General features: G+C 53.1%; 31 protein-coding genes and 2 pseudogenes. 19 read left to right on the top strand and 14 right to left on the bottom strand.

Annotation, left to right across the window (positions count from 1 at the left end; genetic code table 11):
• Positions 1-285: 285 nt before the first annotated feature.
• Positions 286-357, top strand: a complete 72-nt coding sequence (locus HVZ39_RS26775; RefSeq protein ID WP_071528507.1) for a DUF4113 domain-containing protein — start codon at positions 286-288, stop codon at positions 355-357.
• Positions 358-403: 46 nt separating this feature from the next.
• Here HVZ39_RS26775 and HVZ39_RS25860 read toward each other — a convergent pair whose 3' ends face one another.
• The gene (locus HVZ39_RS25860) at positions 404-1,183 is read right to left on the bottom strand and encodes a DsbA family protein (protein WP_225623106.1); all 780 of its coding nucleotides are present in this window, start codon (positions 1,181-1,183) and stop codon (positions 404-406) included.
• A 134-nt stretch (positions 1,184-1,317) separates the two neighbouring features.
• Here HVZ39_RS25860 and HVZ39_RS25855 point away from each other — a divergent pair, with 134 nt between their 5' ends.
• A complete protein-coding gene (locus HVZ39_RS25855; RefSeq protein ID WP_016156522.1) occupies positions 1,318-1,788 on the top strand; it encodes a hypothetical protein in 471 nt (156 codons plus the stop codon).
• A 28-nt stretch (positions 1,789-1,816) separates the two neighbouring features.
• Positions 1,817-2,514, top strand: a protein-coding gene (locus tag HVZ39_RS25850) for an IS1-like element IS1A family transposase (protein WP_231392228.1) whose coding sequence is annotated in 2 segments (ribosomal slippage) — positions 1,817-2,066 and positions 2,066-2,514 — 699 coding nt in all. Because the reading frame shifts where the segments join, the coding sequence is not laid out codon by codon here.
• A 110-nt stretch (positions 2,515-2,624) separates the two neighbouring features.
• Here the strand turns inward: HVZ39_RS25850 and HVZ39_RS25845 are convergent.
• The gene (locus HVZ39_RS25845) at positions 2,625-3,425 is read right to left on the bottom strand and encodes a hypothetical protein (RefSeq protein ID WP_001515712.1); all 801 of its coding nucleotides are present in this window, start codon (positions 3,423-3,425) and stop codon (positions 2,625-2,627) included.
• Positions 3,426-4,182: 757 nt separating this feature from the next.
• Here HVZ39_RS25845 and mobI point away from each other — a divergent pair.
• Positions 4,183-4,668 carry a conjugative transfer protein MobI(A/C) gene (mobI, locus tag HVZ39_RS25840; RefSeq protein ID WP_000045622.1) on the top strand — a complete coding sequence of 162 codons (486 nt, stop codon included), beginning with the start codon at positions 4,183-4,185 and terminating at the stop codon, positions 4,666-4,668.
• Positions 4,665-5,030, top strand: coding sequence for a hypothetical protein (locus tag HVZ39_RS25835; RefSeq protein WP_001515713.1), 366 nt, complete (start codon positions 4,665-4,667; stop codon positions 5,028-5,030). Before mobI ends, HVZ39_RS25835 begins: the two co-directional genes overlap by 4 nt.
• Here HVZ39_RS25835 and HVZ39_RS26850 read toward each other — a convergent pair.
• Both HVZ39_RS26850 and HVZ39_RS25830 read right to left on the bottom strand, forming a co-directional pair.
• A complete protein-coding gene (locus HVZ39_RS26850; RefSeq protein WP_123009397.1) occupies positions 4,943-5,149 on the bottom strand; it encodes a hypothetical protein in 207 nt (68 codons plus the stop codon). The genes HVZ39_RS25835 and HVZ39_RS26850 overlap by 88 nt on opposite strands.
• Positions 5,131-6,111 (bottom strand): IS5-like element ISKpn26 family transposase, encoded by a 981-nt coding sequence (locus HVZ39_RS25830; RefSeq protein WP_000019450.1) that lies wholly within the window; start codon positions 6,109-6,111, stop codon positions 5,131-5,133. Before HVZ39_RS25830 ends, HVZ39_RS26850 begins: the two co-directional genes overlap by 19 nt.
• A 232-nt stretch (positions 6,112-6,343) precedes the next feature.
• On the opposite strand from HVZ39_RS25830, the gene HVZ39_RS25825 reads away from it, so the two are divergent.
• The 11 genes from HVZ39_RS25825 to HVZ39_RS25775 all read left to right on the top strand — a co-directional run bounded on the left by HVZ39_RS25825 (position 6,344) and on the right by HVZ39_RS25775 (position 15,392).
• The gene (locus tag HVZ39_RS25825) at positions 6,344-6,913 is read left to right on the top strand and encodes a recombinase family protein (RefSeq protein ID WP_001749988.1); all 570 of its coding nucleotides are present in this window, start codon (positions 6,344-6,346) and stop codon (positions 6,911-6,913) included.
• A gap of 657 nt (positions 6,914-7,570) precedes the next feature.
• Positions 7,571-7,936: a hypothetical protein gene (locus HVZ39_RS25820; protein WP_029602878.1), complete on the top strand. Its 366-nt coding sequence runs from the start codon at positions 7,571-7,573 to the stop codon at positions 7,934-7,936.
• 44 nt (positions 7,937-7,980) lie between these two features.
• Positions 7,981-8,718, top strand: a complete 738-nt coding sequence (locus HVZ39_RS25815) for a HupE/UreJ family protein (RefSeq protein ID WP_009654087.1) — start codon at positions 7,981-7,983, stop codon at positions 8,716-8,718.
• A gap of 13 nt (positions 8,719-8,731) precedes the next feature.
• Positions 8,732-9,421 carry a hypothetical protein gene (locus HVZ39_RS25810; protein ID WP_029602877.1) on the top strand — a complete coding sequence of 230 codons (690 nt, stop codon included), beginning with the start codon at positions 8,732-8,734 and terminating at the stop codon, positions 9,419-9,421.
• Positions 9,422-9,570: 149 nt separating this feature from the next.
• A complete protein-coding gene (locus tag HVZ39_RS25805; protein WP_223610883.1) occupies positions 9,571-9,933 on the top strand; it encodes a hypothetical protein in 363 nt (120 codons plus the stop codon).
• Positions 9,934-9,996: 63 nt separating this feature from the next.
• Positions 9,997-10,917, top strand: a complete 921-nt coding sequence (locus tag HVZ39_RS25800; protein ID WP_029602875.1) for a hypothetical protein — start codon at positions 9,997-9,999, stop codon at positions 10,915-10,917.
• Between the two features lie 53 nt (positions 10,918-10,970).
• Positions 10,971-11,729, top strand: a complete 759-nt coding sequence (locus HVZ39_RS25795) for a hypothetical protein (RefSeq protein ID WP_029602874.1) — start codon at positions 10,971-10,973, stop codon at positions 11,727-11,729.
• 235 nt (positions 11,730-11,964) lie between these two features.
• Positions 11,965-13,263 carry an MFS transporter gene (gene nirA, locus HVZ39_RS25790; protein WP_029602873.1) on the top strand — a complete coding sequence of 433 codons (1,299 nt, stop codon included), beginning with the start codon at positions 11,965-11,967 and terminating at the stop codon, positions 13,261-13,263.
• Between the two features lie 103 nt (positions 13,264-13,366).
• Positions 13,367-13,636 carry a metal-sensing transcriptional repressor gene (locus tag HVZ39_RS25785; RefSeq protein ID WP_009653703.1) on the top strand — a complete coding sequence of 90 codons (270 nt, stop codon included), beginning with the start codon at positions 13,367-13,369 and terminating at the stop codon, positions 13,634-13,636.
• Between the two features lie 12 nt (positions 13,637-13,648).
• Positions 13,649-14,791 carry a nickel/cobalt efflux protein RcnA gene (locus HVZ39_RS25780; RefSeq protein WP_029602872.1) on the top strand — a complete coding sequence of 381 codons (1,143 nt, stop codon included), beginning with the start codon at positions 13,649-13,651 and terminating at the stop codon, positions 14,789-14,791.
• A gap of 160 nt (positions 14,792-14,951) precedes the next feature.
• Positions 14,952-15,392: a NirD/YgiW/YdeI family stress tolerance protein gene (locus HVZ39_RS25775; protein ID WP_135695985.1), complete on the top strand. Its 441-nt coding sequence runs from the start codon at positions 14,952-14,954 to the stop codon at positions 15,390-15,392.
• 994 nt (positions 15,393-16,386) lie between these two features.
• Here HVZ39_RS25775 and HVZ39_RS25770 read toward each other — a convergent pair.
• Positions 16,387-16,917: a replication initiation protein gene (locus HVZ39_RS25770; protein ID WP_020326994.1), complete on the bottom strand. Its 531-nt coding sequence runs from the start codon at positions 16,915-16,917 to the stop codon at positions 16,387-16,389.
• Between the two features lie 287 nt (positions 16,918-17,204).
• On the opposite strand from HVZ39_RS25770, the pseudogene HVZ39_RS25765 reads away from it, so the two are divergent.
• A pseudogene (locus HVZ39_RS25765) lies at positions 17,205-18,185 on the top strand (IS5-like element IS5 family transposase).
• A gap of 316 nt (positions 18,186-18,501) precedes the next feature.
• Here HVZ39_RS25765 and HVZ39_RS25760 read toward each other — a convergent pair.
• The 8 genes from HVZ39_RS25760 to merT form a co-directional block, all read right to left on the bottom strand.
• Positions 18,502-19,002 (bottom strand): non-heme ferritin-like protein, encoded by a 501-nt coding sequence (locus HVZ39_RS25760; protein WP_001752509.1) that lies wholly within the window; start codon positions 19,000-19,002, stop codon positions 18,502-18,504.
• A 326-nt stretch (positions 19,003-19,328) separates the two neighbouring features.
• The gene (locus tag HVZ39_RS25755) at positions 19,329-20,033 is read right to left on the bottom strand and encodes an IS6-like element IS26 family transposase (RefSeq protein ID WP_001067855.1); all 705 of its coding nucleotides are present in this window, start codon (positions 20,031-20,033) and stop codon (positions 19,329-19,331) included.
• Between the two features lie 36 nt (positions 20,034-20,069).
• Positions 20,070-20,885 carry a cyclic diguanylate phosphodiesterase gene (locus tag HVZ39_RS25750; protein WP_162648835.1) on the bottom strand — a complete coding sequence of 272 codons (816 nt, stop codon included), beginning with the start codon at positions 20,883-20,885 and terminating at the stop codon, positions 20,070-20,072.
• Entirely contained in the window at positions 20,882-21,118 is a 237-nt protein-coding gene (merE, locus tag HVZ39_RS25745) for a broad-spectrum mercury transporter MerE (RefSeq protein ID WP_003132004.1), read from the bottom strand. Before merE ends, HVZ39_RS25750 begins: the two co-directional genes overlap by 4 nt.
• On the bottom strand, positions 21,115-21,480 hold the full coding sequence (gene merD / locus HVZ39_RS25740) for a mercury resistance co-regulator MerD (RefSeq protein WP_000995360.1): 366 nt from the start codon (positions 21,478-21,480) through the stop codon (positions 21,115-21,117). The genes merE and merD overlap by 4 nt, the downstream gene beginning before the upstream one ends.
• A 17-nt stretch (positions 21,481-21,497) precedes the next feature.
• Positions 21,498-23,183, bottom strand: coding sequence for a mercury(II) reductase (merA, locus tag HVZ39_RS25735; protein ID WP_181633725.1), 1,686 nt, complete (start codon positions 23,181-23,183; stop codon positions 21,498-21,500).
• 71 nt (positions 23,184-23,254) lie between these two features.
• Complete coding sequence (gene merP, locus HVZ39_RS25730) at positions 23,255-23,530, bottom strand: mercury resistance system periplasmic binding protein MerP (protein ID WP_003131987.1); 276 nt, start codon at positions 23,528-23,530, stop codon at positions 23,255-23,257.
• Between the two features lie 12 nt (positions 23,531-23,542).
• On the bottom strand, positions 23,543-23,893 hold the full coding sequence (gene merT, locus HVZ39_RS25725) for a mercuric ion transporter MerT (protein WP_003131974.1): 351 nt from the start codon (positions 23,891-23,893) through the stop codon (positions 23,543-23,545).
• A gap of 71 nt (positions 23,894-23,964) precedes the next feature.
• Here merT and HVZ39_RS25720 point away from each other — a divergent pair, with 71 nt between their 5' ends.
• Together HVZ39_RS25720 and HVZ39_RS25715 are read left to right on the top strand one after the other, a co-directional pair.
• The gene (locus tag HVZ39_RS25720) at positions 23,965-24,399 is read left to right on the top strand and encodes a mercury resistance transcriptional regulator MerR (RefSeq protein ID WP_003131969.1); all 435 of its coding nucleotides are present in this window, start codon (positions 23,965-23,967) and stop codon (positions 24,397-24,399) included.
• A gap of 32 nt (positions 24,400-24,431) precedes the next feature.
• A pseudogene (locus tag HVZ39_RS25715) lies at positions 24,432-25,211 on the top strand (Rpn family recombination-promoting nuclease/putative transposase); the annotation flags it as partial.
• An 11-nt stretch (positions 25,212-25,222) separates the two neighbouring features.
• Here HVZ39_RS25715 and HVZ39_RS25710 read toward each other — a convergent pair.
• Positions 25,223-25,819, bottom strand: coding sequence for a DUF2913 family protein (locus tag HVZ39_RS25710; protein WP_048227261.1), 597 nt, complete (start codon positions 25,817-25,819; stop codon positions 25,223-25,225).
• Between the last annotated feature and the right edge of the window lie 33 nt (positions 25,820-25,852).

Below are 25,852 nucleotides of genomic sequence, written 5' to 3'. Positions count from 1 at the left end.
TATTCGTCTACACGCATTGTGCAAAAATCAGTGACCAGCTATCCGCTTACGGAATCATCACGCCTGCGAGTTTTATGAAAGTGATGTGCGGATATTACGAAATGCAATCGGGTTGAAATGGATCGTAAAGGCAGTAGTGATACCCTCTTCAATAACCGATGCATCAGACCTGCCATCGCTGTTTGATGAGCAGCCCACCAGGCGCATCAGCGAAACACTGATGAAAGTGATGGACAGGTTTAACAAAGAACTGTTTCTGGTTATCGAAGGGATCAGCAGGATTCCATGATGAATCAGTCCAGGCTGTCTCCACGATATACTAGTCGCTGGAACGTGCTACTTTTCATAAAAACCTGACATCCATGTCGCTGTTAACCGATAATTTCCGGAAACAAAAGTAACTTTAGCCACCACGAGCCTTCTGGATTGCATATTTCAGGGTGGCCTCGTCAACAGCGCCCGGGATGAATGATGTCGTTGCAGCGTCGGGTTTTTGCATGTTCATGATAATGAACCCTGGCGTTCCGTTGATCCCGAGAGCTTCACCCAACTGCATGTTTCCGGAGATGACATTCTCATAGCGGCCTTTCTCACGGTCGCCGAATGAGCTGTTGAACCCGGATTTGTTCACAACCATGTCTAAATCACTGAGTGTAAACTCACGCTGGTTATTGAAGAATACATACGCACTGGTCATCAGGTTGTTGTGGTACTTACGATACGCTTCAGCGCCGAATGTCTGATAAACATGCAGGCCAGTTGCCGCCCCCATCGCAGAAACGGGTTTCGAACCAGCGAAGATTGGAAATTCTTTAAAGAAGAATTTAACATCGCTGCTCTGGCTCAACACGGATTCAACGACCGGCGCTACCTTCATACAGAAATGGCACTGGTAGTCGAAAAACTCGACGACGGCGACGGCAGCATTATCAGGTCCAATGTTAGGTGTCTCTTTGGTCTCGAAGAGAGCCGGGGCGTAAGGGATGATCCGCTCAAGGGAGGCGTTAGTGTTCAGGTTCTCAAGCGCCTTACCCGCTTCAAGCAGATACTGGGGTTTTTTTACCAGATAGGTAGCCGCGACTCTTCCTATTTCATCGTTACCGGGGAGCTCAGTTTTAAAATATTTCGACGTGATATATACAGAGCCAGCCGCTGCAATCACCGCAGAAATTAAAACAGACACCACGGGTTTAAATAATTTAATTTAGTCATAGCCACCTTTAAGCATTTTAACTTGTTAGTTATCAATCTACGTTCGATTATACTGTCACAACACATCGGAATTATTCGTTAAAGAACCTTTTTGGAGAAATTAGAATGTTACGGCATTTTTTATTACTTACCGCCACAACGTTCTTATGTGGGTGCGGCTATCATTTTGGAAATGACGTTGATGCTTACGATTTAATGTCCAGGCCGGTAGGCGACAAGAAATTTGAAATTGTAGCGCCGGATGACAGTATACAGTCGCGGATGTTTGCAGCCCGGTTTTCGAATGGGTTAACGGGTATAGGGTTTAATATTTCCAGCCATGTTCCCGACTATATTCTCAGATTCAGTTACAGCAAGACCCAGGAAAATCTGCAATACAGTGAACAGCCAGTGACGGGCGTAACCGGATATGTCGTCGAGAAGAAAATAACGAGGAAAGTTAAACACGGGCAGACTCAGACGGACTATGACTATAAGCCCGTCAGTGGGATCGTGGGATCTGAGACGGTATCACAAAAGCATTACTGGCGCCGCCTTGATGTGGAAGTCGGTGATGCTGCCAACTTACTGATTTAGTGTATGATGGTGTTTTTGAGGTGCTCCAGTGGCTTCTGTTTCTATCAGCTGTCCCTCCTGTTCAGCTACTGACGGGGTGGTGCGTAACGGCAAAAGCACCGCCGGACATCAGCGCTATCTCTGCTCTCACTGCCGTAAAACATGGCAACTGCAGTTCACTTACACCGCTTCTCAACCCGGTACGCACCAGAAAATCATTGATATGGCCATGAATGGCGTTGGATGCCGGGCAACCGCCCGCATTATGGGCGTTGGCCTCAACACGATTTTACGTCACTTAAAAAACTCAGGCCGCAGTCGGTAACCTCGCGCATACAGCCGGGCAGTGACGTCATCGTCTGCGCGGAAATGGACGAACAGTGGGGCTATGTCGGGGCTAAATCGCGCCAGCGCTGGCTGTTTTACGCGTATGACAGGCTCCTGAAGACGGTTGTTGCGCACGTATTCGGTGAACGCACTATGGCGACGCTGGGGCGTCTTATGAGCCTGCTGTCACCCTTTGACGTGGTGATATGGATGACGGATGGCTGGCCGCTGTATGAATCCCGCCTGAAGGGAAAGCTGCACGTAATCAGCAAGCGATATACGCAGCGAATTGAGCGGCATAACCTGAATCTGAGGCAGCACCTGGCACGGCTGGGACGGAAGTCGCTGTCGTTCTCAAAATCGGTGGAGCTGCATGACAAAGTCATCGGGCATTATCTGAACATAAAACACTATCAATAAGTTGGAGTCATTACCGAGTATCCTTATGGAGTTTTTATTGGCACCAAGAGACATCGTTTTTGTAGCGCTCAATAACATGTTAGCTTTAGTTTGATCGACTTTAGCCATATTCAATAATCCTTCAAGAGCACTTTATTTGCCAAAGTATTGAACACATCCTGACGGTGGCATGTAAACATAGTGTCGTAACGCAGTAATTCCATTAAAACGTCACTAACTTTACCCAAACGAATATCGGCAGATATTTCGTATGCCCAAGCAAATACCTTTGATTTTAGCGTAGCACTGTCATCCCCCAGACCTGGCGTAAAGGGAATTGTTCGTGGAAAGAGAACGACATCATTAATTAATTTAAGTGATGACATCCCGACATCTTTTATTGCCTCCACGGTGGTAGGTTTTAATCCAAAAAAGATACTAACAAACTCAGGTGCAAGCATTGACATAAAGAAAACTTGCATTAAGTAATCATTTTGAATGTCTACACACTTAGAACGTAGTTGCTGAATTTTTCTCGGATTATAAAATTCCTCCTGCCCGCTGAGCAAAGTTACTTTTTCACCTTCATTGTAAATGCCGAAGTCAGTATCTTCACTGTCATATTCTCGAATGACGTTAGTGTCGCCATCAACTACAGCTACAAAGAATTTGTCCCAAGAGATCTCTTTACTTAAAGAACGAGGAACGAGGAAGCTTCCTGGCCGAGTTTCAACTTCAAATGCATTATCAATCATAGCTCCAAATCCATTACCAAATAGTCGGCGTTGGAGGAGTGGTGATCCAGTTTGATACTTAGAAGATCCATGAAGAGGCAATAACATTAAGAAGGCACGGTAACTACGAATAATCGAAATCTCGGTACGTAATAGTTTACCGAGTAAGTTACGCGTGATGTTATCTGATTCTGACATGTGCGGATTGTCCTTGCGCCAATACAATTGTACGAATCTTCTACATGAAATTAAGGTCTGGATTCTGAAGGATGAAAAGTAACTTTTGGAATTTTAATACTGCCGCTTTGAACCTTAAAACTAACCTTTCAGCCATTACCCATACTTGTAACACTTTTTAACCAAACTAACCAGAATTTTATCAAAAAACCCTGACCTTGCTAACGAAATGTGAACCGTATAAAAAAACCTCAAAGCCTGAGTCGTTATCGGCATTAAGTAGCAATAACCTTAGGGAAAAATGCGCGTAAGCATGATTATTTTTTCGATTGTTTAACATGACTACTACATAGGGTCACTTTTTGCTGAAAAGTGGCCCTATGCACCATCGACATAGGGTCACTTCTTGATGAAAAGTGACCCTATGTAATCACGACATAGGGTCACTTTTTTTAAAAGTGGCACTATGCGTCAAAATCATAGGGTCACTTTCCTTTAAAAAGTGGCACTAGATAGATGTATAACTTAGTAGGTAAAACAGTTCTTTTCAGATCACGATCTCAGCAATAAGCATTGCTGGAAAAGTTACTTTTCTTCCACGATAAAATGCGGACCTTTTGGCCGTTCCCGTTTACATCTGATGTCACTCACTCTCAGTGCTTCCTCCATTCTTAAATTTGCCATGCAAAATTCTCGAAAAAATTCACAGAAAAAAGTCCCGTTCGTGAAAAAAAATTGAAAATCACTTCGGTATAGTGATTTCACATCAGGAGGCCCCATGTCTAAATCGAAGCTATTAAAGTCATTAGAGATTTCACGTACTTTATTGCGCTCACAAATCGATGTTCTTCGAGAAGAGGCTGAAGAACTGATCACCAATTATTGGATCGAGTGGAAAGAACGGAATCACATTGAGAGGAATTTACCCAGGGATAGCAAAACTCTAAAGAAGGAGTATCTGGGTTCATATGCACCAAAAGTTGAGCTAATTGGTAATGCCAGGAAAGTCACCATTACCTGGCATCAGTTTAGCCCGTATAAAAACAGGCCACCTAGTCACATGTCGAAACGGATTTCACCGATGAAAAGTGGAAAATATACGAAAAGCTGCTTTGTTAATCATGCCAGCTGGGAATATGAAATGATTGAAAAAACGGAGGGATTACTGGAACCCTACAGAGAATTACTTGAGTTCTACCATGCTGCATATATCGAACTGGGACGAAAAGTCCGTCAATACTCAAAATCAGAGGTGGCACAATGACCGATGTAACAATGAATGAAAGCGAGCATAAGGTACCTGACGTAAATACCCGCTCCCCTCATGCGTCCGATAATAGCCGTAGGGTCGTGCAAAGTAAAAATGAACATTACGGCATGGCTACAGTAACTATTACCCCAGGCACGCCAGACTTTAACCGATTTCTCACGGCACGTAATCGTTCCGTAATAAGAGGGTTTGATGATGTCAGTATTGCCATTTCATCCTTATTCAGAACGGTCAATGCAGTTAAGCACCCCGAACTAGTGCAGGCAATTCAAGACTGGTTCAATGAATTGCACGAAGAAAATAATCTAAGGAAGGTGCGAATAAGCAGGTCATTTCTTCCCAAGCTGACTCGCTGATTAAAATTTCGCGGATCTGGGCCGATTTTTTTCCCGCAAACACATCGAATCAGCCTATTTAGGCTATTTTTTCCACCATTTCTGGCGTTATTTCCGGTTTTTACTGAGATCTCTCCCACTGACGTATCATTTGGTCCACCCGAAACAGGTTGGCCAGGGTGAATAACATCGCCAGTTGGTTATCGTTTTTCAGCAGCCCCTTGTATCTGGCTTTCACGAAGCCGAACTGCCGCTTGATGATGCGAAACGGGTGCTCCACCCTGGCCCGGATGCTGGCTTTCATGTATTCGATGTTGATGGCCGTTTTGTTCTTGCGCGGATGCTGCTTCAAGGTTTTTACCCTGCCGGGACGCTCGGCGATCAGCCAGTCCACATCCACCTCGGCCAGCTCCTCGCGCTGTGGCGCTCCTTGGTAGCCGGCATCGGCTGAGACAAATTGCTCCTCTCCATGAAGCAGATTACCCAGCTGATTGAGGTCATGCTCGTTGGCCGCGGTGGTGACTAGGCTGTGGGTCAGGCCACTCTTGGCATCGACACCAATGTGGGCCTTCATGCCAAAGTGCCACTGATTGCCTTTCTTGGTCTGATGCATCTCCGGATCGCGTTGCTGCTCTTTGTTCTTGGTAGAGCTGGGTGCCTCAATGATGGTGGCATCCACCAAAGTGCCTTGGGTCATCATGACGCCTGCTTCGGCCAGCCAGCGATTGATGGTCTTGAACAATTGACGGGCCAGTTGATGCTGCTCGAGCAGGTGGCGGAAATTCATGATGGTGGTGCGATCCGGCAGGGCGCTATCCAGGGATAATCGGGCAAACAGGCGCATGGAGGCGATTTCGTACAGGGCATCTTCCATGGCACCGTCGCTCAGGTTGTACCAATGCTGCATGCAGTGAATACGCAGCATGGTCTCCAGCGGATAGGGCCGTCGGCCATTGCCCGCCTTGGGATAAAACGGCTCGATGACAGCGGTCATATTCTGCCATGGCAGAATCTGCTCCATGCGGGAGAGGAAAATCTCTTTTCGGGTCTGACGGCGCTTAGTGCTGAATTCACTATCGGCGAAGGTGAGTTGATGGCTCATGATGTCCCTCTGGGATGCGCTCCGGATGAATATGATGATCTCATATCAGGAACTTGTTCGCACCTTCCCTAATGTATCAACAATGTTGACACAATTAATGTATCAAAAACGATGGTTTTTGTGACAGTCTTGAAAAGTCCTGACTTCTCCCGAAAAATGACTCCCCTCATGTAACAAAACTCGTTACTGTATCAACATAACAATAACCCCATAACTAATTAGCGAGAAAAGAATGAAAATCGGCTATGCACGTAAATCTACGCATCTTCAGGATGTGGCGCACCAGGTTGACGAACTAACAAAAGCTGGATGTGAGCAAATCTATCAGGATCAGACCTCACGTAGCGGCCCCAAGCGCGACAAAAAAGGTGCGCCGGAACTGGAGAACTGCCTGAAAGCATTGCGCGAGGGAGATACCCTAGTAGTTTGGGCACTAGATCGGCTCGGCGGTTCATTGGGTCAAGTCATTACTTTACTCGACGACCTGAAGAAACGCGGAATAACTTTCATAGCCATCAAGGACAGAATAGACACAAATGCGCCAGTTATAGGGGAAATCTATACTCATCTGATGGCGATATTCTCTAGCTTTGAACGCAACCGCAATATTGAAAGAACGCGCTCAGGCCTTGCAGCTGCACGCGCAAGGGGCCGTGTGGGAGGGAGAAAACCGTCACTTTCTGAAGAAGATGTTAAACAAATTAGAATCTTACTTGCTGATCCTGAAATGACAGTTGGTGCAGTTGCTAAGCGCTTCAACGTTTCTCGCATGACTATTTATCGCTACACCACAAAATCATGAATGACCGCAGCATGGCGGTTTTATTTTCTTATGCCCGTCAGGGCATGGAAGGCGACCACGCCGGACTTAAACGGGCACCGGCCGCAAATCGCCGGAAACCGCAACGCTGACCGTATCGCCCGGCCCAGCCCCTCCCTGCAAAGCCATAACCCAGCCCGCCGCCACGCAGCTGCCGCACGTCCCCCACGGTGGTGCGCAGTGGGCGCCGCGCGCCTGCGCGCGGGAACGGCGGCCCGCCTTCGGGTCGCGGCGCCGTACTGCGCGTTAGCGGCCGCACGCGGCCGGTTACGGGGGACACTACGCCATACGACCAGCGACCCGCTGAGCTGCACAATCCACGGATAACACAAGCTACATACATGTCGATATGGGAATCGGCCCACCTTGCCGGGCTGCGTAATTGCATCGGACTTGACTACCCATTTGCATTTTACTTGGTGACCGTTTGCAGATTACTTGACCATCACCAACTAAATCTGTCCCATTAGATTTAGTTGGCGTAAGGCCTTACATCTTAACGGCTGCTGTGTGCCAAAAGCGGACGCTACGATTCCGCAGTGATTAAACCCCCAACCCCAAAAGACCTGTTGAAATGGGGTCAGCAAAACAGATACATTACGCACGTTGTTACCTTGTATCATCAGGATGCCGTTGACTGTGTTTTTTAGCCGTGAAGTCATTTCCAGAATCGTGCTTATCATCATGGCTGTTGCCGTGCTGAGCAGTTCGCTTATGGCAAAACCACAGGCTGTCTACAACGTCCAGGATACAACGACCATCAGTGACCATCAGCACGATAGCGATGAACCGCTGAATGAGCACGATCCGCTGCTGTTCCACTCGCACGGTAATGTGCACCACCTCAATGCCGATCATTCCCACGATCTGAACAAACTCTTCACCCTGACTGCTTTGCAGGCCTGGAACGCGGGCATACGGGCGACCTTTGCGCTGAGTTCAGAACAAATTCTGCGAATGCCACAGGCCACCCCCGAACGCCCTCCGAGATCCCTGTTTGCGTAATAACTGCTGTTAATTCGTTATTATTCAAACTGTAAGGATTTTGTATGAACACCTGCCTTAATTTACAAGGCCGGTTGAGCGGTGGCCTGTTTTCGACTCAGGCGCGTTCGGCTTGTCTGTTTTTCATATTGTTATTGCTTTTCTACAGCCAGGGTGCGGCCGCACATGGCGTAGCCGAAGGCGACAAAGGGTACATCCAGGAAATCACCGGGATTAACATCATCCCGTTTATCTACCTTGGCGCGAAGCATATGGTGACCGGCTACGATCACCTGCTGTTTCTGTTCGGCGTGATTTTCTTTCTCTACAAAATGCGCGATATCGGGCTGTACGTCAGCCTGTTTGCTATCGGACACTCCACAACGCTGCTCATTGGGACGTTCTTTGACATCAGCGTAAGCGCTTATCTCATTGATGCCATTATCGGACTGTCTGTGGTCTACAAAGCCCTTGATAACCTTGGCGCGTTCCAGCGCTGGTTTGGCTTTCAGCCTAATACGAAGATGGCGACGCTTATCTTTGGTTTCTTCCACGGCTTTGGCCTGGCGACCAAAATCAAGGAGTTCGAAATTTCCCCCGATGGCCTGTTCGTCAACCTGATTGCCTTCAATGTCGGGGTCGAGATAGGTCAGCTTCTGGCGCTGAGCGCCATCCTTATCATCATGAGTTACTGGCGGCAGACGGCGAGCTTTTTCCGCCATGCCTACACCGCCAATGTGGTGATGATGAGCGCCGGTTTCCTGTTAATGAGTTACCAGATTTGTGGCTACGTTTTAGCCTGAGGGAGAAAAGAGAATGTATAACACCGATTTACCGACCCGCGCAGAGCTGCCATCTGCGATGAAGCTGATGCAGTCCACTATCCTGGCGGCTATTGTTGCTTTAACGCTGCTGATAACCATCGTGATGCCTTCAGAATATGGTATCGATCCAACGGGCGTTGGCCGCCTGCTGGGCCTTAAACAGATGGGCGAAATCAAAACGCAGCTGGCGGAGGAAGCCGCCACGGACAAACAGGCGAGTACGAGCCAGTGGGGGCAGTCAACCACTCCGACGAATGAGCGCCCGGTGGCGGATAACCCGCCGACAATCACGCAAAACAACTACCCGGAGCTGAGCGTTCCGGCGACAACTCGTGCGCCAGAAGCCCCAACTGCCGGTTCTCAGCGCAATCAGCTGTTAATTACTCTGAAACCGAATGAAGCGGCTGAAGTTAAGATGGAAATGCGTAAGGATGCCCGGGTGACTTACCAGTGGACAAGCTCTGGACCTGTCAACGTGGATGCACACGGCGATCCGGTTAACGCACCGAAAGGGTTTTACCACGGCTATGGTAAGGGCCGCCAGATAACCTCAAAGGATGGTGTGTTGCAGGCGGCCTTTGACGGTAAGCATGGCTGGTTCTGGCGAAATCGTGGTTCAAAGACGATTACTATCCAGCTTGATACCAATGGCGAATACCAGAGCATTAAGCGCGTAATCTGATTAATCGGGCCCGTATAATGCGGGCCCATCTTATTCATTCCGGCAATACAAGACTTTACACTTTCGCCTCTTACATCCTCCCCGGGGGGATGCTAATCTTTTCTCTATGTTATGAAGACTGCCTGAGAGAAACGCCAGCGATGTATCTGATGTTTAAACGTTCACCCCGTTATATTCTGATGATTGTCATCATGGCCGTTGGCATGATGATGTCGTCGATGGGCACGTTTGCGTCACACGGTACCAACGGCCTGACTGGTTACGAGATGAATCTGCATGATGCAGAAGTCACCATGACAGTGCAGGATCACTCCCACGACTCGGATATCCCTCAGTCTGGTCACGCAGGCCATCATCAGACAGACCATTTCCATGAAACCCCTCAGCAGCCGCCCTCTGTGGAGATCTCCCTCTCTCCTGTAGCAGACAGATGGTTGCCGCTTGCCGATCTTCGCAGCCCGGTTAAGGCCACGGACATCATTTACCGCCCTCCAAGCACCCGCCAGATCTGATGGCTGTTGCCGGTAGCAGTTTGCTTCCTGGCGTTTACCAACTTCAGATTTAGCGGAGAGGCTATGTACACAGACTCCATACAGGCGCGTCGCGAGATTGCGCGTAATTTTACTGAACTTAATTATCGAATTACCCCTCTGCACTGGCAGACACTGTGCATGGGCGTTAATCGCGATCTCCAGGCCAAAAAACTGCGTCCGAACGTCCCTGTTCCTTCACGACGTAAGGTCATTCCGTTCCTGAAAATGATGCACAAAGAAACGGGCTCGATGTTGAAAGCCATTCTTGCCTTTGGTTTCGATGGCCCCTGGACCTCCAGCGGTGGTTCGTTTCGTCTGGCGCGAGAAATTGGGTTCGATATTGCCCACCATGCAAAAAACATTCATCACAAAAACGGTACCGTCACCTTCCTTGAAATTGGTGCTGCCTGGGCAGGTTTTCGTGCTGAAGAAGCGACCAGCCATCAGGCGGCAATTTCCGGACTTGCCCAGAGCTTCAGGGAGCAGCTCGGGGAGAGCGCATTCCTGCATTTCACCAATCTCACGCCATGGCACGAATCGCTGCCAAAGGGGGTGACTGAGCATCCCTACGTGACGGCTGCCGGGCTGTGCGTACTGGAGAAGCAGGGAGTTCGGGCCGGTGAGGTCGATATTATCTACTCTCAGGCCGCAGCCTATTTCGAACAGGATTACACGGCATTCCTTCGCAGCGCAGCCCGTCTGCTGAAAGGGGATGGCGTCTTAATCTTCAATCATGATCCTGTTCTGGCGAGCGCGATGGATGAAGTCGCGTGGGAGCAAGGACTCCGGCTGGTTCGACGTAAGCAAATGGGCGGAATGAATGGCGCGATTGCCCGTTATCACCGGCTTCGTTCATCCCCGGTGAGTCAAATGGTTTTCCCTGGGGTAAACCGTGAACAGGACGATGAAGTGGTCTGTGAATCACTGGTTATGTCGGCACTTCGTCGCAGCGTGGAGGTGTAACGCCCGATATGTTGACGCGCAGACATTTTCTCACCACCACAGGAGCGTTGCTGATGACAACATTACTGCCGGGGGAAACCCTGGCAGCCTCTCTGGCCGAAAAAGTCAGTGATACATGGCAAAGAATTATCGCTCGCCGCACTGCTAAGGAGACGATAACGCCGGGCTGGATTTTACAGTCGCTCGGGCTTCAACCGGGCTCAACGGAACTGCGGAGAGCCATTTTTGAACTGGTCAGGCGAATGCCCTATCAGCTTGGGTCATGGAATAACCAAAGCATGAGCCTGTTTGAGCAGGGTTTTGGCGACTGTCGTCATAAAGCCGCCGCGGCCGAACGATTGCTGGTTGCCGGTGGGATTACAGCAAGGCGAAAACTGGTGCAGTTTGACTGGGCTGACTTGCCCGTTCCTCCGGAAATACTGGCTATTTTGCCGCAAACCCAGGGATTTCATGACACCGTGACTTTTGAGTTAAACGGGAAAACATGCCTGTTTGATGCCACCTGGGATATAGCCCTGCGCGGCGCGGGCTTCCCGGTGATGCCTTCCTGGGATGGCAACTCTGATACCTGGTCGGTGACTTCCCGGATGTCGACGCAGCAAACCGTACAGATGCCACAGCCCGGGCAGGATATTTACAGCGCTAACCAGATGAGCTGGCCTCAGCGCGAGAAAACCATGGCCTTCAATCAGGCGCTGAATAGCTGGCTGGACGACGTTCGGGCTAACCGTGATGACTGGTGCACCATCGTCCATAGCGATGTTGAAGCCACACGGCTGAGTCTGAAAACCTGCCTGGGACTTCTGAGTTAACACCTTTCTCGTCAGAAGGGGCTTCGCAAGGAAGCGGTGATAACACCTTCGACACTTTTTATGCTGCTTCAGGTATAACGCTGGGATACCTGAAGCTTTTTTTATTCAACATATCAGATGGTTGGTAAATCACTCATCCTCCCCACCAGGATAATGCTTGTCATTTTTTCCAGGTCCCTCTATGCTTTCATCATCCCCCCGGGGGGGATGTAAATTTAAGCCAAGAGAATTCCTGATGCTCAATATTCTTTCTAATCGTACCTATCGCCACCTGTTTATGGCACAGGTTATCGCCCTTATCGGCACCGGTCTGGCGACCGTCGCGCTGGGGTTGCTAGCTTATGATCTGGCCGGAGACAGGGCTGGTGCTGTGCTGGGTACCGCGCTGGCTATCAAGATGAGCGCCTACATTCTGGTTGCGCCGGTAGCGGCGGCCTTTGCCGATAAATTCCCGCGTCGCACCATGCTGGTGACGCTGGACTTAGTCCGCGCTCTGGTGGCGATCGCGCTGCCTTTTGTCACTCAGATCTGGGAAATCTACATCTTGATCTTCTTCCTGCAGTCTGCTTCGGCAGCGTTTACACCGACTTTCCAGGCGACGATCCCGGACATTCTCCCTGACGAACGTGAATATACCCGGGCGCTGTCTCTGTCACGCCTGGCCTACGATCTTGAAAGCGTTATCAGCCCGATGCTGGCGGCGGCGCTGCTGACAGTCATGAGTTTCCATAATTTGTTTGCCGGTACGGCAGTCGGATTCCTCGCCTCTGCGGCTCTGGTTGTTTCCGTGTCGTTGCCAAAAATGAAAGCGTTAACCGTCAAACGCAGCGTCTATGACAAAACGACGCGAGGCATGCGCATCTTCCTGAAAACACCAAGGCTGCGTGGTCTGCTGGCACTCAATATGGCCGTGGCAGCGGCAAGCGCGATGGTTATCGTCAATACCGTTGTTCTGGTACAGGCTGACTTTGGTTTATCACAGCGCTCGACTGCCATTGCGCTGGCCTTCTTCGGTGTCGGGTCGATGGTGTCTGCACTGGTTCTCCCGAGACTCCTCGACAAAATGCGCGACCGCATGCCGATGCTTGTGGGGGCCGCGCTTTTGGTGATTGGCCTGGGGCTGGGTATTTTCCTGATGGATTACTTCACTCTGGTTGTGCTTTGGGCATTGCTGGGCGTCGGATATTCACTTTCTCAAACCCCCAGTGGCCGCCTGCTGCGCCGCTCATCAACGGCGGAAGACAGACCCGCGCTATTTGCCGCTCAATTTGCATTGTCGCATTCATGCTGGCTGGTGACTTATCCGCTGGCCGGATGGGTCGGCGCGACATGGGGCACACAGGCTTCGTTCATCGCGTTGACCATCGTAGCGGCGCTGTCGTTGCTCACCGCCGTGCTTATCTGGCGTCCTGAGCATGAAGAATATGTTCAGCTGCACAGCCATACCGACGCCGAAACGAATAATGCATCCACTCATGAACATGATTTCGTCATCGACGATGAACATCCGTCATGGCCGAAGAAAGAGAAGTAATTTCCCTGAAAGACAACCAGGCAGGAGAGGATAAGCCGATAAAAAATGTGACCATAGCGATGATACACATTATCTTATCCCCTCCACCTGGAGAGGATAAGATATGACTGTTCACGCATCACACCCTGACATTATTAAAAGACTTAAGCGTGCCGCCGGGCACCTGAAAAGTACCATCCAGATGCTCGAAGATGAAAAAGCGTGTCTGGATATCGCCCAACAGCTGCATGCGGTTGAAAAAGCGATAACGAATGCAAAGCGTACCTTAATTCATGACCATCTTGATCACTGCCTGGAGGATGCGCTTCATGCCGATCATGCCGGAACTGAAACAACGCTAAGCGAATTTAAAGAGATCACCAAATATCTTTAAGGCAAGCGAAACATGACTGATTTTTCTGCTCTTCTGCAGCAAGGCGTAGCCAATGCCTGGCTGTTTATTCCCAGCGCTATCCTGCTGGGTGCGCTGCACGGACTGGAGCCAGGACACTCCAAAACGATGATGGCGGCGTTTATTGTGGCTATTCGTGGAACGGTGAAACAAGCGGTTCTGCTGGGACTGGCGGCGACCATTTCGCACACCTCTGTGGTCTGGCTCATTGCCATGGGTGGGATGTATGTCAGTCAGAAATTCACCGCTGAATCTGCGGAGCCCTGGTTCCAGTTAATTTCGGCCATCATCATTCTTGCCACGGCAGCATGGATGTTCTGGCGTACCTGGCGCGGTGAGAAGCTATGGAAAATGGAGCAGGAAGAGGAGCATTCCCACGGTCATCACGAACATGATGAAACCCGGATTATAGATACCGGCCACGGCAGCGTTGAACTCTCTATTTTCGAGGAAGGACAGCCACCTCACTGGCGTTTACGTACGCTCAGCGGCAGAAAGTGGGAAGCCAGCAACATTTCTGTAGCCACAAGGCGGGGCAATGGAACCTATTCTCAGGTTTTCGACTTCGTTGAAAAAGACGGGTTTATGGAATCAGCCCTGGCGATCCCTGAGCCACACAGTTTTGATGTGCGCCTGTCTTTAGGCCATCGTGGGCATGTACACGATTATGATGTGGAGTTTCGCGAGCATGAGCACGGTCACGACCATGACCACGATCACTCCGCACTGGAGGGGCTGGATGTTAATTCCCGCGAATACCAGGACGCTCACGAAAAAGCCCATGCGAACGACATCAAGAAACGTTTTGCCAATCGCAGCGTAACCACCGGGCAGATTATCCTGTTTGGGCTGACCGGCGGACTTATTCCTTGCCCGGCGGCCATCACCGTTCTGCTGCTCTGCATCCAGGTGAAGGAATTTACGCTCGGTGCCGCGCTGGTACTGTGTTTCAGCATCGGCTTAGCAATTACGCTGGTTTCTGTGGGTGCAGCTGCGGCGTTTAGCGTTCGCCAGGCAACCAAACGCTGGAGTGGCCTGGATACTCTGGCACGCCGTGCCCCATACTTCTCAAGCGTACTGATAGCCCTGGTCGGCATTTACATGGGCTACCATGGCTGGATCGGCGTTACCCGCTGATTTTCTCTTGTAAAAGCCACATGCCTGAACCCACCAATTGGTGGGTTTTTTATCTCTGAAGCCTGTCACATTTTCATCCCCCACAGGGGATTGCAATTGAGCTTTTATAGCCGCTCATTTATTATAAAGGCATCCCCCCTGGGAGGATGTGAAATCATAAATGGAACCTGCTATGCAAAAACAATACTTCAGTCAGATTCGTCGCCAGCTCGTCAACGTCACCGGCGTGTTGCTCGCTTCATTCATCGTCATTCCAGCCCTGGCAGCGCAAGGCGGTTTCTCCGCAGAGAAAGAGCCAGTCGCCACTGAACGCATGTATGCCGGTCATAAGGTTCAGCAGGAAAACAGTCAAAGCCGCATTCAGGCCGTGCCGTCGATGCACGAAGGGGCGTGGATCACACTGGAAGGCAATGTCATCAGCCAGCAGCAGGAAGAGTGGTATACGTTCCGCGATCCAACCGGAACCATCAAAGTTCGTATTCCACAGAAAGTCTGGAACGGGCAGCACTTCGATGCGCAGGATTTGGTGCGTGTGAGCGGGCAGATAAGCCGTGAGAATGGCACTACGAGCCTGAACGTTGAGGTGATCAAAAAGCCTTAAATTTGAAGGATCATGAGTATGACGAACTACATTGTCCAGTTCATATGTAGTTCGTCATTTGAATGTCCGTTGATCGCTCATAGCTGCCGGTCAACTCGGAAGGAAACTGTCTCTATTTTCTGTTGGAGATGACCAAGAGAAGTGCAAACAGGCAGTCAAGTAAAATGCAAATGGGGAGTCAAGTGAATGCAAATACCCACCGGGCGCCGCTGCCGCGTGGGAATCGGCCCACCTTGCCAGGCGCTGCTGCCGTGTGGAAATCCGCCCATCTTGCCGGGCGCCGCTGCCGTGTGGAAATCCGCCCATCTTGCCGGGCGCCGCTGCCGCGTGGAAATCCGCCCATCTTGCCGGGCGCCGCTGCCGCGTGGGAATCGGCCCACCTTGCCAGGCGCCGCTGCCACGTGGGAATCGGCCCATCTTGCCGGGCGCTGCTGCCGCGTGGGAATCGGCCCACCTTGCCGGGCGCCGCTGCCGTGTGGAAATCGGCCCACCTTGCCAGGCGCCGCTGCCACGTGGGAATCGGCCCATCTTGCCGGGCGCTGCTGCCGCGTGGGAATCGGCCCACCTTGCCGGGCGCCGCTGCCGTGTGGAAATCCGCCTATCTTGCCGGGCGCCGCTGCCACGTGGGAATCGGCCCACCTTGCCGGGCGCCGCTGCCGTGTGGAAATCCGCCCATCTTGCCGGGCGCCGCTGCCGCGTGGGAATCGGCCCACCTTGCCGGGCGCCGCTGCCGTGTGGAAATCCGCCCACCTTGCCAGGCGCCGCTGCCACGTGGGAATCGGCCCACCTTGCCGGGCGCCGCTGCCGTGTGGAAATCCGCCCATCTTGCCGGGCGCCGCTGCCGCGTGGGAATCGGCCCACCTTGCCAGGCGCCGCTGCCACGTGGGAATCGGCCCACCTTGCCGGGCGCCGCTGCCGTGTGGGAATGCACCCACCTTCCTGACGGAAATTAAAAAAACCTGTCAAATGACAGGCTCAAAGGTGCTGGTTTATGTCAGACGGGATTTTGCTTATCGAGTATTGAGAACAAAAACTTCCCTGAATCATCAATACGGTACTTAGCAAACAAGGGGGTTTTCTCGTTTATCTGCTTTAATGCAGGATCAAGAAAAGATCGTTTCAATTCTGCCAGATTCTTCTGTTGGGATTCCGGCAAAAGGAAACGGTCATTTAACCAAGCATGAGTAGTAACCCATAAGCCTGAAGATTTGAATTGAGCAAGACTTTCATAAAGGCGGATCGTCCGGGGATTTCGAAGACTGCCACAATCGCGGAGCGAGTAGGTGGTGAACTGGTTCGTCAGGCCGTAAATGTACGGCAGGAGTTTATGGTTAAATTCGATTTCCCAGATACCACGAGCTGATCGGCTGCCAGCCTCTGTTAGCCAGGGGCGCGCGACGCAGTCAAAACGCCCTTCTTTCGGGTAAAAGATTACCGCAGAACGGCTTAACTCAAACACGCCTTCTTTAACATCCTTGATAGCCTGGTTACGGCTTACCTGAAAAATTTGCTGATAGTCAGCCACCTTTACTTTGAAAGTGGGGTCTGACGCTCAGTGGAACGAAAACTCACGTTAAGCGATTGTGGCTGAGAAAAACCAAAGGATCCGGCGAGGATCCTTTGGTGTGCTGACATGACCAGTTTCTTTTGGGATATTTTTTCCCTGCATGAAGTCCTTTATGTCCTGATCATAATGCCATTAAAAATTCTATGCTATGGCTTCGCTATTTTAGACATTCCCTAAGGAAGGTGCGAACAAGTCCCTGATATGAGATCATGTTTGTCATCTGGAGCCATGGAACAGGGTTCATTATGAGTCATCAACTTACCTTCGCCGACAGTGAATTCAGCAGTAAGCGCCGTCAGACCAGAAAAGAGATTTTCTTGTCCCGCATGGAGCAGATTCTGCCATGGCAAAACATGGTGGAAGTCATCGAGCCGTTTTAACCCAAGGCGGGCAATGGCCGACGGCCCTATCCGCTGGAAACCATGCTACGCATTCACTGCATGCAGCATTGGTACAACCTGAGCGATGGCGCGATGGAAGATGCTCTGTACGAAATCGCCTCCATGCGCCTGTTTGCCCGGTTATCCCTGGATAGCGCCTTGCCGGACCGCACCACCATCATGAATTTCCGCCACCTGCTGGAGCAGCATCAACTGGCCCGCCAATTGTTCAAGACCATCAATCGCTGGCTGGCCGAAGCAGGCGTCATGATGACTCGAGGCACCTTGGTCGATGCCACCATCATTGAGGCACCCAGCTCGACCAAGAACAAAGAGCAGCAACGCGATCCGGAGATGCATCAGACCAAGAAAGGCAATCAGTGGCACTTTGGCATGAAGGCCCACATTGGTGTCGATGCCAAGAGTGGCCTGACCCACAGCCTGGTCACCACCGCGGCCAACGAGCATGACCTCAATCAGCCGGGTAATCTGCTTCATGGAGAGGAGCAATTTGTCTCAGCCGATGCCGGCTACCAAGGAGCGCCACAGCGCGAGGAGCTGGCCGAGGTGGATGTGGACTGGCTGATCGCCGAGCGTCCCGGCAGGGTAAAAACCTTGAAGCAGCATCCGCGCAAGAACAAAACGGCCATCAACATCGAATACATGAAAGCCAGCATCCGTGCCAGGGTGGAGCACCCGTTTCGCATCATCAAGCGGCAGTTCGGCTTCGTGAAAGCCAGATACAAGGGGCTGCTGAAAAACGATAACCAACTGGCGATGTTATTCACCCTGGCCAACCTGTTTCGGGTGGACCAAATGATACGTCAGTGGGAGAGATCTCAGTAAAAACCGGAAATAACGCCAGAAATGGTGGAAAAAATAGCCTAAATAGGCTGATTCGATGTGTTTGCGGGAAAAAAATCGGCCCAGATCCGCGAAATTTTAATCAGCGAGTCAGCTTGGGAAGAAATGACCTGCTTATTCGCACCTTCCTTAATATAAAGACACAAGCAGAGACATTTTTGGCACGATATAAAAACGCTAAGTTAAAAAATCACTATGACGTGTTGGGTATCAAATGTTCACTGGCATAAACCTCTGTTTCTGATGTAAAACAGATTTTCTGAGGAGGCGTAAAACCTCCTCGTACTGCGAAATTGATTTAGTGATAGCGATCGATCACGCCAACCAGATAGTGGTCGGTTTGCTGCATGTTGATGCCCGCTTTTTTAGCGCTGCGGACTTCATCCAGAATGATTTGCAACAGCGTCCCGTCCACGATTTCCTCTTTTCTGTATCGCTTCAGGAAGTTAATCGCTGACTTATCGTTTGCTGCCTGGGCGTCTTCCGTCAAAGAGGTCAGCGCATTAATGCGCTTCTGGTAATCGCTTACCGTCTGCTCAAACAGATCTTCCAGCGTGGAAAATTCACCGCACCGGGCGTGTTGCTCCTGTAACACCGGCGTGGCGCCGCTCTGTTTGATGTATTCGTACATGCGCATCATTTGCGTCACCGTATTTTGCGCCTGATGACGCAAAAATAGTGCGGTGCCATTAAGGCTATTCTCGCTGCACCTCTGGCTGAGCTGAAGATACAAATTTGAGGTATAAAACTCCTGATTCATTTGCGCATTCAGTTTTTGAACTATTCCGCTAGCGATCATAGGACTTCCTTATTTCTTGTCATCTCAGAAAACGGTCACTCTTCGAAAAAACAACCAGAATAAAAGCGATTCTTTCGCTTTTTTTATTGCGCCTGGTTACGCAGTCATATTCATTTTAAGTCGGGATGCTCCTTATTTAAATATCCAACCCTACTATCGCATTTCTATCTGGCATTATTCTGTGATGGTGTTTCGATATTCACACTCCCTGTGCCAATCCTTTCTTATCGACAGTAGGAAACTTCCTCCGGCTATTCTGCTGAACACGATTAGGGGCACTGTTGCAAAGTTAGCGATGAGGCAGCGTTTTGTCTTATTCAAAGGCCTTACATTTCAAAAACTCTGCTTACCAGGCGCATTTCGCCCAGGGGATCACCATAATAAAATGCTGAGGCCTGGCCTTTGCGTAGTGCACGCATCACCTCAATACCTTTGATGGTGGCGTAAGCCGTCTTCATGGATTTAAATCCCAGCGTGGCGCCGATTATCCGTTTCAGTTTGCCATGATCGCATTCAATCACGTTGTTCCGGTACTTAATCTGTCGGTGTTCAACGTCAGACGGGCACCGGCCTTCGCGTTTGAGCAGAGCAAGCGCGCGACCATAGGCGGGCGCTTTATCCGTGTTGATGAATCGCGGGATCTGCCACTTCTTCACGTTGTTGAGGATTTTACCCAGAAACCGGTATGCAGCTTTGCTGTTACGACGGGAGGAGAGATAAAAATCGACAGTGCGGCCCCGGCTGTCGACGGCCCGGTACAGATACGCCCAGCGGCCATTGACCTTCACGTAGGTTTCATCCATGTGCCACGGGCAAAGATCGGAAGGGTTACGCCAGTACCAGCGCAGCCGTTTTTCCATTTCAGGCGCATAACGCTGAACCCAGCGGTAAATCGTGGAGTGATCGACATTCACTCCGCGTTCAGCCAGCATCTCCTGCAGCTCACGGTAACTGATGCCGTATTTGCAGTACCAGCGTACGGCCCACAGAATGATGTCACGCTGAAAATGCCGGCCTTTGAATGGGTTCATGTGCAGCTCCATCAGCAAAAGGGGATGATAAGTTTATCACCACCGACTATTTGCAACAGTGCCCATGGTGGCACCCCTCCATTGACTGACGAAGACGGCGAATGCCGCCGCCGGCATTGGCTTCGCGAACAGGAAGCCTTGTCCTGTGTCGCAGTCCGCTTGTCGCAATAGATCAAGACTCGCCGATGTTTCCACGCCTTCAGCCACCACATCCATGCCCAGCCCGTGCGCAAGCTGAATCACGGTGTGCACGATGGTTTGGTCGCGGCGGTCGTTGGCGAGCCCGGCGACAAACGATTGGTCGATCTTGAGCGTGCTGATTGGGCAGCACTTCAGATGTTGCAGACAGGAATACCCCGTCCCGAAGTCATCGGCGGCGAAGCGCACACCGATCTGCCGCAAGGCGTCCAGGGCGGGGAAGATCGCCGGATCACCAAACGCGACCGATTCGGTCAGCTCGATTTCGAGATACTCGGCGGGCAACTCGGCATCAGCCAGCACGCCCTTTACCCACCCGTCGAAGTCCGGTCCCACTTGGCTCGCCGAAACATTGACGGCCAGCCGGAACGGTCGCCATGCCAGCATTCGCCAGTCACGCATCTGGCGGCAGGCTTCGCCCAGCACCCAAGCGCCGATTTCAGGCATCAGGCCGGACGATTCGACCACGGGCAGGAACTGGCCCGGTGGCAATAGTCCAAGCGTCGGATGACGCCAGCGCAACAGGGCTTCCGCGCCGACAATCCCACCACTGCGCAGATCGACGACGGGCTGGTAGTGCAGTTCAAGCTGCCCGCGCTCGACCGCTTGGGCCAGTTCCGGCGTCGTCCATCCATCCGGCCGGAAAGCGCTCATTCTCTTTCCCTGAATGCCCGCAACGCCCGCGACAGGGACAGAAGGAACAGGCCGGTCAAACCGAGCGCCGCGATGACCCAATGCTCGCCGAGGAAAGCACCGGCGGTTGTGCCGGCCAGCACGACAGCGAGGATGGGCAGGTGGCAGGGGCAAGTCAGCACAGCCAGTCCGCCCCACAGGTAGCCGGTGATCGGTTTGTGCGTCTCGGACGGCAAGCGCTCGGGGTTGTTCATGGCAGACTCTCCGCGTGCTGTGCCGGCTCGGTCGGCAGGGTGGCCAACTGCACTTCCAGATCGGCCAACGCTTCGCGCCGACGCTCGACGAACTGACGCAGCAGGGCAAGCTGCGCGGCCGCTTCGTCGCCGTCCGCCGCATCCAGCGCCCGGCACAGCCGCGCCAGCGCGTCGAGGCCGATGCCCGCCTCGAAGGCCGCCCGCACGAAGCACAGCCGTTGCAAGGCGGCGTCATCGAACAAGCCGTAGCCGCCTGGTGTGCACGCCACCGGGCGCAGCAATCCGCGCAGCAGGTAGTCGCGCACGATATGCACGCTCACCCCGGCATCAAGAGCCAGCCGGGACACCGTGTAGGCGTTCATTGAACACCTCCTTTTTCTCACCCGGCGCAGCAGGAAAGCTGCTTCACATCCTTGTTGAAGGTCTGCGCCGCGAGCTTCAACCCCTCGACCATCGTCAGGTAGGGGAACAACTGGTCGGCCAGTTCCTGCACCGTCATGCGGTTGCGAATGGTCAGAGCCGCCGTCTGGATCAGTTCACCCGCTTCCGGCGCGACCGCCTGTACGCCGATCAGCCGATGGCTGCCTTCCTCGATAACCAACTTGATGAAGCCGCGTGTGTCGAAGTTGGCGAGCGCACGCGGCACGTTGTCCAAGGTCAAGGTGCGGCTGTCGGTCTCGATCCCGTCGTGGTGGGCTTCCGCCTCGCTGTAGCCCACGGTCGCCACTTGCGGATCGGTGAACACCACGGCCGGCATTGCGGTCAGGTCGAGCGCCGCATCGCCGCCGGTCATGTTGATCGCGGCACGGGTGCCGGCCGCTGCCGCCACATAGACGAACTGCGGCTGGTCGGTGCAGTCGCCGGCCGCGTAGATGTTCGGGTTGCTCGTGCGCATGCCTTGGTCGATGACGATGGCACCTTGCGCATTGACAGTGACCCCCGCTGCGTCCAGCGCGAGGCTGCGCGTGTTCGGTGTCCGACCGGTGGCAACCAGCAGTTTGTCGGCGCGCAATTCACCGTGCGTGGTGGTCAGCACGAATTCACCGTCCATATGGGCGACCTGGCTGGCTTGCGTGTGCTCCAGCACCTCGATGCCCTCGGCACGGAAAGCGGCTGTCACCGCCTCGCCGATGGCCGGGTCTTCACGGAAGAACAAGGTATTGCGCGCCAGGACCGTGACCTTGCTGCCCAGCCGGGCAAAGGCTTGCGCCAGCTCCAGCGCCACCACCGACGAGCCGATTACGGCAAGGCGTTCGGGAATGGTGTCGCTCGCCAGGGCCTCGGTGGAAGTCCAGTAGGGTGACTCTTTCAAGCCCGGAATCGGCGGGACCGCCGGGCTGGCACCCGTGGCGACCAGGCAGCGGTCGAACATCACGACGCGCTCGCCACCCTCGTTCAAACGGACGGTAAGGCTCTGGTCGTCCTTGAAGCGCGCCTCACCGTGCACAACGGTGATGGCCGGATTACCGCCCAGGATGCCTTCGTACTTGGCGTGCCGCAGTTCGTCGACGCGGGCCTGCTGCTGGGCCAGCAGCTTACTGCGGTCAATCGTAGGCACAGTTGCCGCAATACCGCCATCGAACGGGCTTTCCCGGCGCAGATGGGCGATGTGGGCGGCGCGGATCATGATCTTGGACGGCACACAGCCGACATTGACGCAGGTGCCGCCGATGGTGCCGCGCTCGATCAGCGTGACCTGCGCGCCTTGCTCGACGGCCTTCAGCGCCGCCGCCATCGCGGCTCCACCGCTGCCAATGACCGCTACCTGCACCGGGGGCTCGTTGCCACTGTGCTTTTCGGCGGCGGCCATCCATCCCCGCACCTTGTCGAGCAGTCCGACGCGGTTGTCCGCCAGTGGCGCATCGGCTAGCGTTGCCTTGTAGCCCAGTCCGGCCACGGCGGCAGTCAGCGCGTCCGGCGATGTGCCCGGCACGATGGCGAGTTGCGCTGTGCCCTTCGGATAGGACACCAGCGCCGACTGCACGCCTGGCACTTTTTCCAGCGCTTCCTTGACGTGCGCCGCGCACGAGTCGCAAGTCATGCCGGTGATTTTTAGATGGGTCATGCAACAGATCCTTTATCGTTTGTGGCGCCAGACAATGACGTCCGTTGTGCTGCGGTGCCGTTTTCAGTGACTCACTGCTTGACGCTGGACGGATAGCCCGCGTCTGCGGTTGCCTTGGTCAGCTTCTGCACGCTGGTCTTGGCATCGTCGAAGGTGACGACCGCTTGGCGTGTCTCGAAAGTCACGTCAACTTTGCTGACGCCTTCGACCTTGGAAATCGCCTTCTTGACAGTGATCGGGCAGGCGGAGCAGGTCATGCCCGGTACGGACAGCGTGACGGTCTGGGTGGCGGCCCAGACGGGGGCAACAACGGCGGCGAGGGCGAGGGAGGCAAACAGTTTCTTCATGGTGAACTCCGATCAGTAGAAAAATGGCATGACGTAGGGAAATCCGAGCGCGACCAGAACCAGCGCGGCCACGATCCAGAAAATGAGCTTGTAAGTAGCTCGCACTTGGGGAATCGCGCAGACCTCACCCGGTTTGCAGGCCGCTGCCTGCCGGTAGATGCGCCGCCAGGCGAAGAACAACGCCACCAGCGCCACGCCGATAAAGATGGGGCGATAGGGTTCCAACACCGCCAAGTTGCCGATCCAAGCGCCGCTGAACCCCAAGGCGATCAGAACCAACGGCCCGAGGCAGCAAGCCGAGGCGAGGATGGCGGCAAGCCCTCCAGTGAAGAGCGCGCCGCGCCCGGTTTTTGGTTCAGACATGCGCTTGTCCTTTCGAATTGAAATTGGATAGCGTAACCTTACTTCCGTACTCATGTACGGAGTCAAGCGATATGGAAAACAATTTGGAGAACCTGACCATTGGCGTTTTCGCCAAGGCGGCCGGGGTCAATGTGGAGACCATCCGTTTCTATCAGCGCAAGGGCTTGTTGCTGGAGCCTGACAAGCCCTATGGCAGCATCCGCCGCTATGGCGAGGCGGATGTAACGCGGGTGCGCTTCGTGAAATCAGCCCAGCGGCTGGGCTTCAGCCTGGATGAGATCGCCGAGCTGCTGCGGCTGGAGGATGGCACCCATTGCGAGGAAGCCAGCAGTCTGGCCGAGCACAAGCTCAAGGACGTGCGCGAGAAAATGGCTGACCTGGCGCGCATGGAGGCCGTGCTGTCTGAGTTGGTGTGCGCCTGCCATGCGCGAAGGGGGAACGTTTCCTGCCCGCTGATCGCGTCACTACAGGGTGGAGCAAGCTTGGCAGGTTCGGCTATGCCTTAGCGTGCTTTATTTTCCGTTTTCTGAGGCGACCCCAAGATGATCTCCGGCAGTATTTCAGCGACGTCCTCTACAGCCTGAAAACCACTGCCGGCGACGGATATATTCATGTCCTGGTCGAGCACCAGTCAACGCCGGACAAACATATGGCTTTCCGCCTGATACGCTATGCGGTGGCCGCCATGCAGAGACACCTGGAGGCAGGGCATAAAAAGTTACCACTGGTGATACCGGTGCTGTTCTATACGGGTAAGCGCAGCCCTTATCCGTACTCCACCCACTGGCTGGATGAATTTGACGATCCGGCGCTGGCTGGCAAACTCTACAGCAGCGCTTTCCCGCTGGTTGACGTTACCGTCATTCCTGATGAGGAAATCGCTGGCCACCGCAGCATGGCCGCTCTGACCCTGCTGCAGAAACACATTCATCAGCGGGACCTGGCAGAACTGGTTGACCGGCTGGTGCCCATTTTGCTGGCCGGATATCTGTCTTCATCGCTGGTAATATCGCTGGTACACTATATAGTGCAGGCAGGCGAAACATCCGACGCCGAAGCCTTTGTACGCGAACTGGCACAGCGTGTGCCGCAACACGGAGACGCACTTATGACCATCGCACAGCAGCTTGAACAGAAGGGCATCGAGAAGGGCATTCAGCTCGGTGAACAGCGCGGTATTGAAAAAGGCCGTTCAGAAGGGGAACGCCAGGCTACATTGAAAATAGCACGTACCATGCTGCAGAACGGCATCGACCGCAATACCGTCATAAAAATGACCGGTCTGACTGAACACGACCTAGCGCAAATCCGCCACTAATCATCCTTTTCTTATCCTCCCTGTCTGGCCATCAGCGTAAACTGGTGGGGCAGGGAGGCGTCATGCGCTGACACCGCCTGCCAGCCACATCGGTTAAGCAGCTTGATCACGCCTGCAACATTCCCCGTCAGCTGGGCCATCAGTGGGTTAACCTGATGACCATCATCATCAAAAGCGACATCAAGATTAGACCGGGAGAGATAAACGCTGTTTACTCCAGCGTTCAGTGCAACGGCATACCGGCCGGACCATTCCCGATCGCTTAGCAGGTGGTAGTTCCAGCGCATGTCTTTTACGGTTTCCAGGGCATATGTCAGCCGGAATAGATCGTTCTGCCCAGACAGCTCGCCGATGCAGGAGCACCAGAGGTAATTCAGTTTGCTGGACAGCTTCGCACCGACACCCAACTGGCGCCCCTGTTTCAGAAGCCACTCGATGTCGGGAGCGACATCACGCGAAAAACGACGTTGCTTCAGCGCAGTCGCCAGCCAGCGGGTGAGAAAGAGGTTTTCCTGTGCCGGTGACAGCACATTGCCGTTTTGTCTGGCCAGCGCAAGCGCCACCAGGGCACACCATGCCAGATGGCCCGATTTTTCTGTCAGCGTCACTCAGCTCCCTTATCCTTATATTCAGCCTGCAAA

Origin of the sequence: Citrobacter sp. RHB35-C21, from assembly GCF_013816515.1 — a bacterium.
In the GTDB taxonomy this organism is placed as follows: domain Bacteria; phylum Pseudomonadota; class Gammaproteobacteria; order Enterobacterales; family Enterobacteriaceae; genus Citrobacter; species Citrobacter braakii.
Note: the sequence above shows the minus strand (reverse complement) of the source record. Positions and strands in the feature narration are given on the sequence as shown.

Excerpts from the sequence above, each read along its gene's own strand:
- HVZ39_RS25835 (WP_001515713.1), top strand. The coding sequence starts at position 4,665 with ATGACCGATGTAACAATGAATGAAAGCGAGCATAAGGTACCTGACGTA.
- merP (WP_003131987.1), bottom strand. The coding sequence starts at position 23,530 with ATGAAGAAACTGTTTGCCTCCCTCGCCCTCGCCGCCGTTGTTGCCCCC.
- HVZ39_RS25785 (WP_009653703.1), top strand. The coding sequence starts at position 13,367 with ATGACTGTTCACGCATCACACCCTGACATTATTAAAAGACTTAAGCGT.
- HVZ39_RS25800 (WP_029602875.1), top strand. The coding sequence starts at position 9,997 with ATGTACACAGACTCCATACAGGCGCGTCGCGAGATTGCGCGTAATTTT.
- HVZ39_RS25720 (WP_003131969.1), top strand. The coding sequence starts at position 23,965 with ATGGAAAACAATTTGGAGAACCTGACCATTGGCGTTTTCGCCAAGGCG.
- nirA (WP_029602873.1), top strand. The coding sequence starts at position 11,965 with ATGCTCAATATTCTTTCTAATCGTACCTATCGCCACCTGTTTATGGCA.
- HVZ39_RS25825 (WP_001749988.1), top strand. The coding sequence starts at position 6,344 with ATGAAAATCGGCTATGCACGTAAATCTACGCATCTTCAGGATGTGGCG.
- mobI (WP_000045622.1), top strand. The coding sequence starts at position 4,183 with ATGTCTAAATCGAAGCTATTAAAGTCATTAGAGATTTCACGTACTTTA.
- merD (WP_000995360.1), bottom strand. The coding sequence starts at position 21,480 with ATGAACGCCTACACGGTGTCCCGGCTGGCTCTTGATGCCGGGGTGAGC.
- merE (WP_003132004.1), bottom strand. The coding sequence starts at position 21,118 with ATGAACAACCCCGAGCGCTTGCCGTCCGAGACGCACAAACCGATCACC.
- merT (WP_003131974.1), bottom strand. The coding sequence starts at position 23,893 with ATGTCTGAACCAAAAACCGGGCGCGGCGCGCTCTTCACTGGAGGGCTT.
- HVZ39_RS25775 (WP_135695985.1), top strand. The coding sequence starts at position 14,952 with ATGGAACCTGCTATGCAAAAACAATACTTCAGTCAGATTCGTCGCCAG.
- HVZ39_RS25780 (WP_029602872.1), top strand. The coding sequence starts at position 13,649 with ATGACTGATTTTTCTGCTCTTCTGCAGCAAGGCGTAGCCAATGCCTGG.
- HVZ39_RS25760 (WP_001752509.1), bottom strand. The coding sequence starts at position 19,002 with ATGATCGCTAGCGGAATAGTTCAAAAACTGAATGCGCAAATGAATCAG.
- HVZ39_RS25855 (WP_016156522.1), top strand. The coding sequence starts at position 1,318 with ATGTTACGGCATTTTTTATTACTTACCGCCACAACGTTCTTATGTGGG.
- HVZ39_RS25750 (WP_162648835.1), bottom strand. The coding sequence starts at position 20,885 with ATGAGCGCTTTCCGGCCGGATGGATGGACGACGCCGGAACTGGCCCAA.
- merA (WP_181633725.1), bottom strand. The coding sequence starts at position 23,183 with ATGACCCATCTAAAAATCACCGGCATGACTTGCGACTCGTGCGCGGCG.
- HVZ39_RS25810 (WP_029602877.1), top strand. The coding sequence starts at position 8,732 with ATGTATAACACCGATTTACCGACCCGCGCAGAGCTGCCATCTGCGATG.
- HVZ39_RS25805 (WP_223610883.1), top strand. The coding sequence starts at position 9,571 with ATGTTTAAACGTTCACCCCGTTATATTCTGATGATTGTCATCATGGCC.
- HVZ39_RS25795 (WP_029602874.1), top strand. The coding sequence starts at position 10,971 with ATGACAACATTACTGCCGGGGGAAACCCTGGCAGCCTCTCTGGCCGAA.
- HVZ39_RS25755 (WP_001067855.1), bottom strand. The coding sequence starts at position 20,033 with ATGAACCCATTCAAAGGCCGGCATTTTCAGCGTGACATCATTCTGTGG.
- HVZ39_RS25815 (WP_009654087.1), top strand. The coding sequence starts at position 7,981 with ATGAACACCTGCCTTAATTTACAAGGCCGGTTGAGCGGTGGCCTGTTT.
- HVZ39_RS25845 (WP_001515712.1), bottom strand. The coding sequence starts at position 3,425 with ATGTCAGAATCAGATAACATCACGCGTAACTTACTCGGTAAACTATTA.
- HVZ39_RS25830 (WP_000019450.1), bottom strand. The coding sequence starts at position 6,111 with ATGAGCCATCAACTCACCTTCGCCGATAGTGAATTCAGCACTAAGCGC.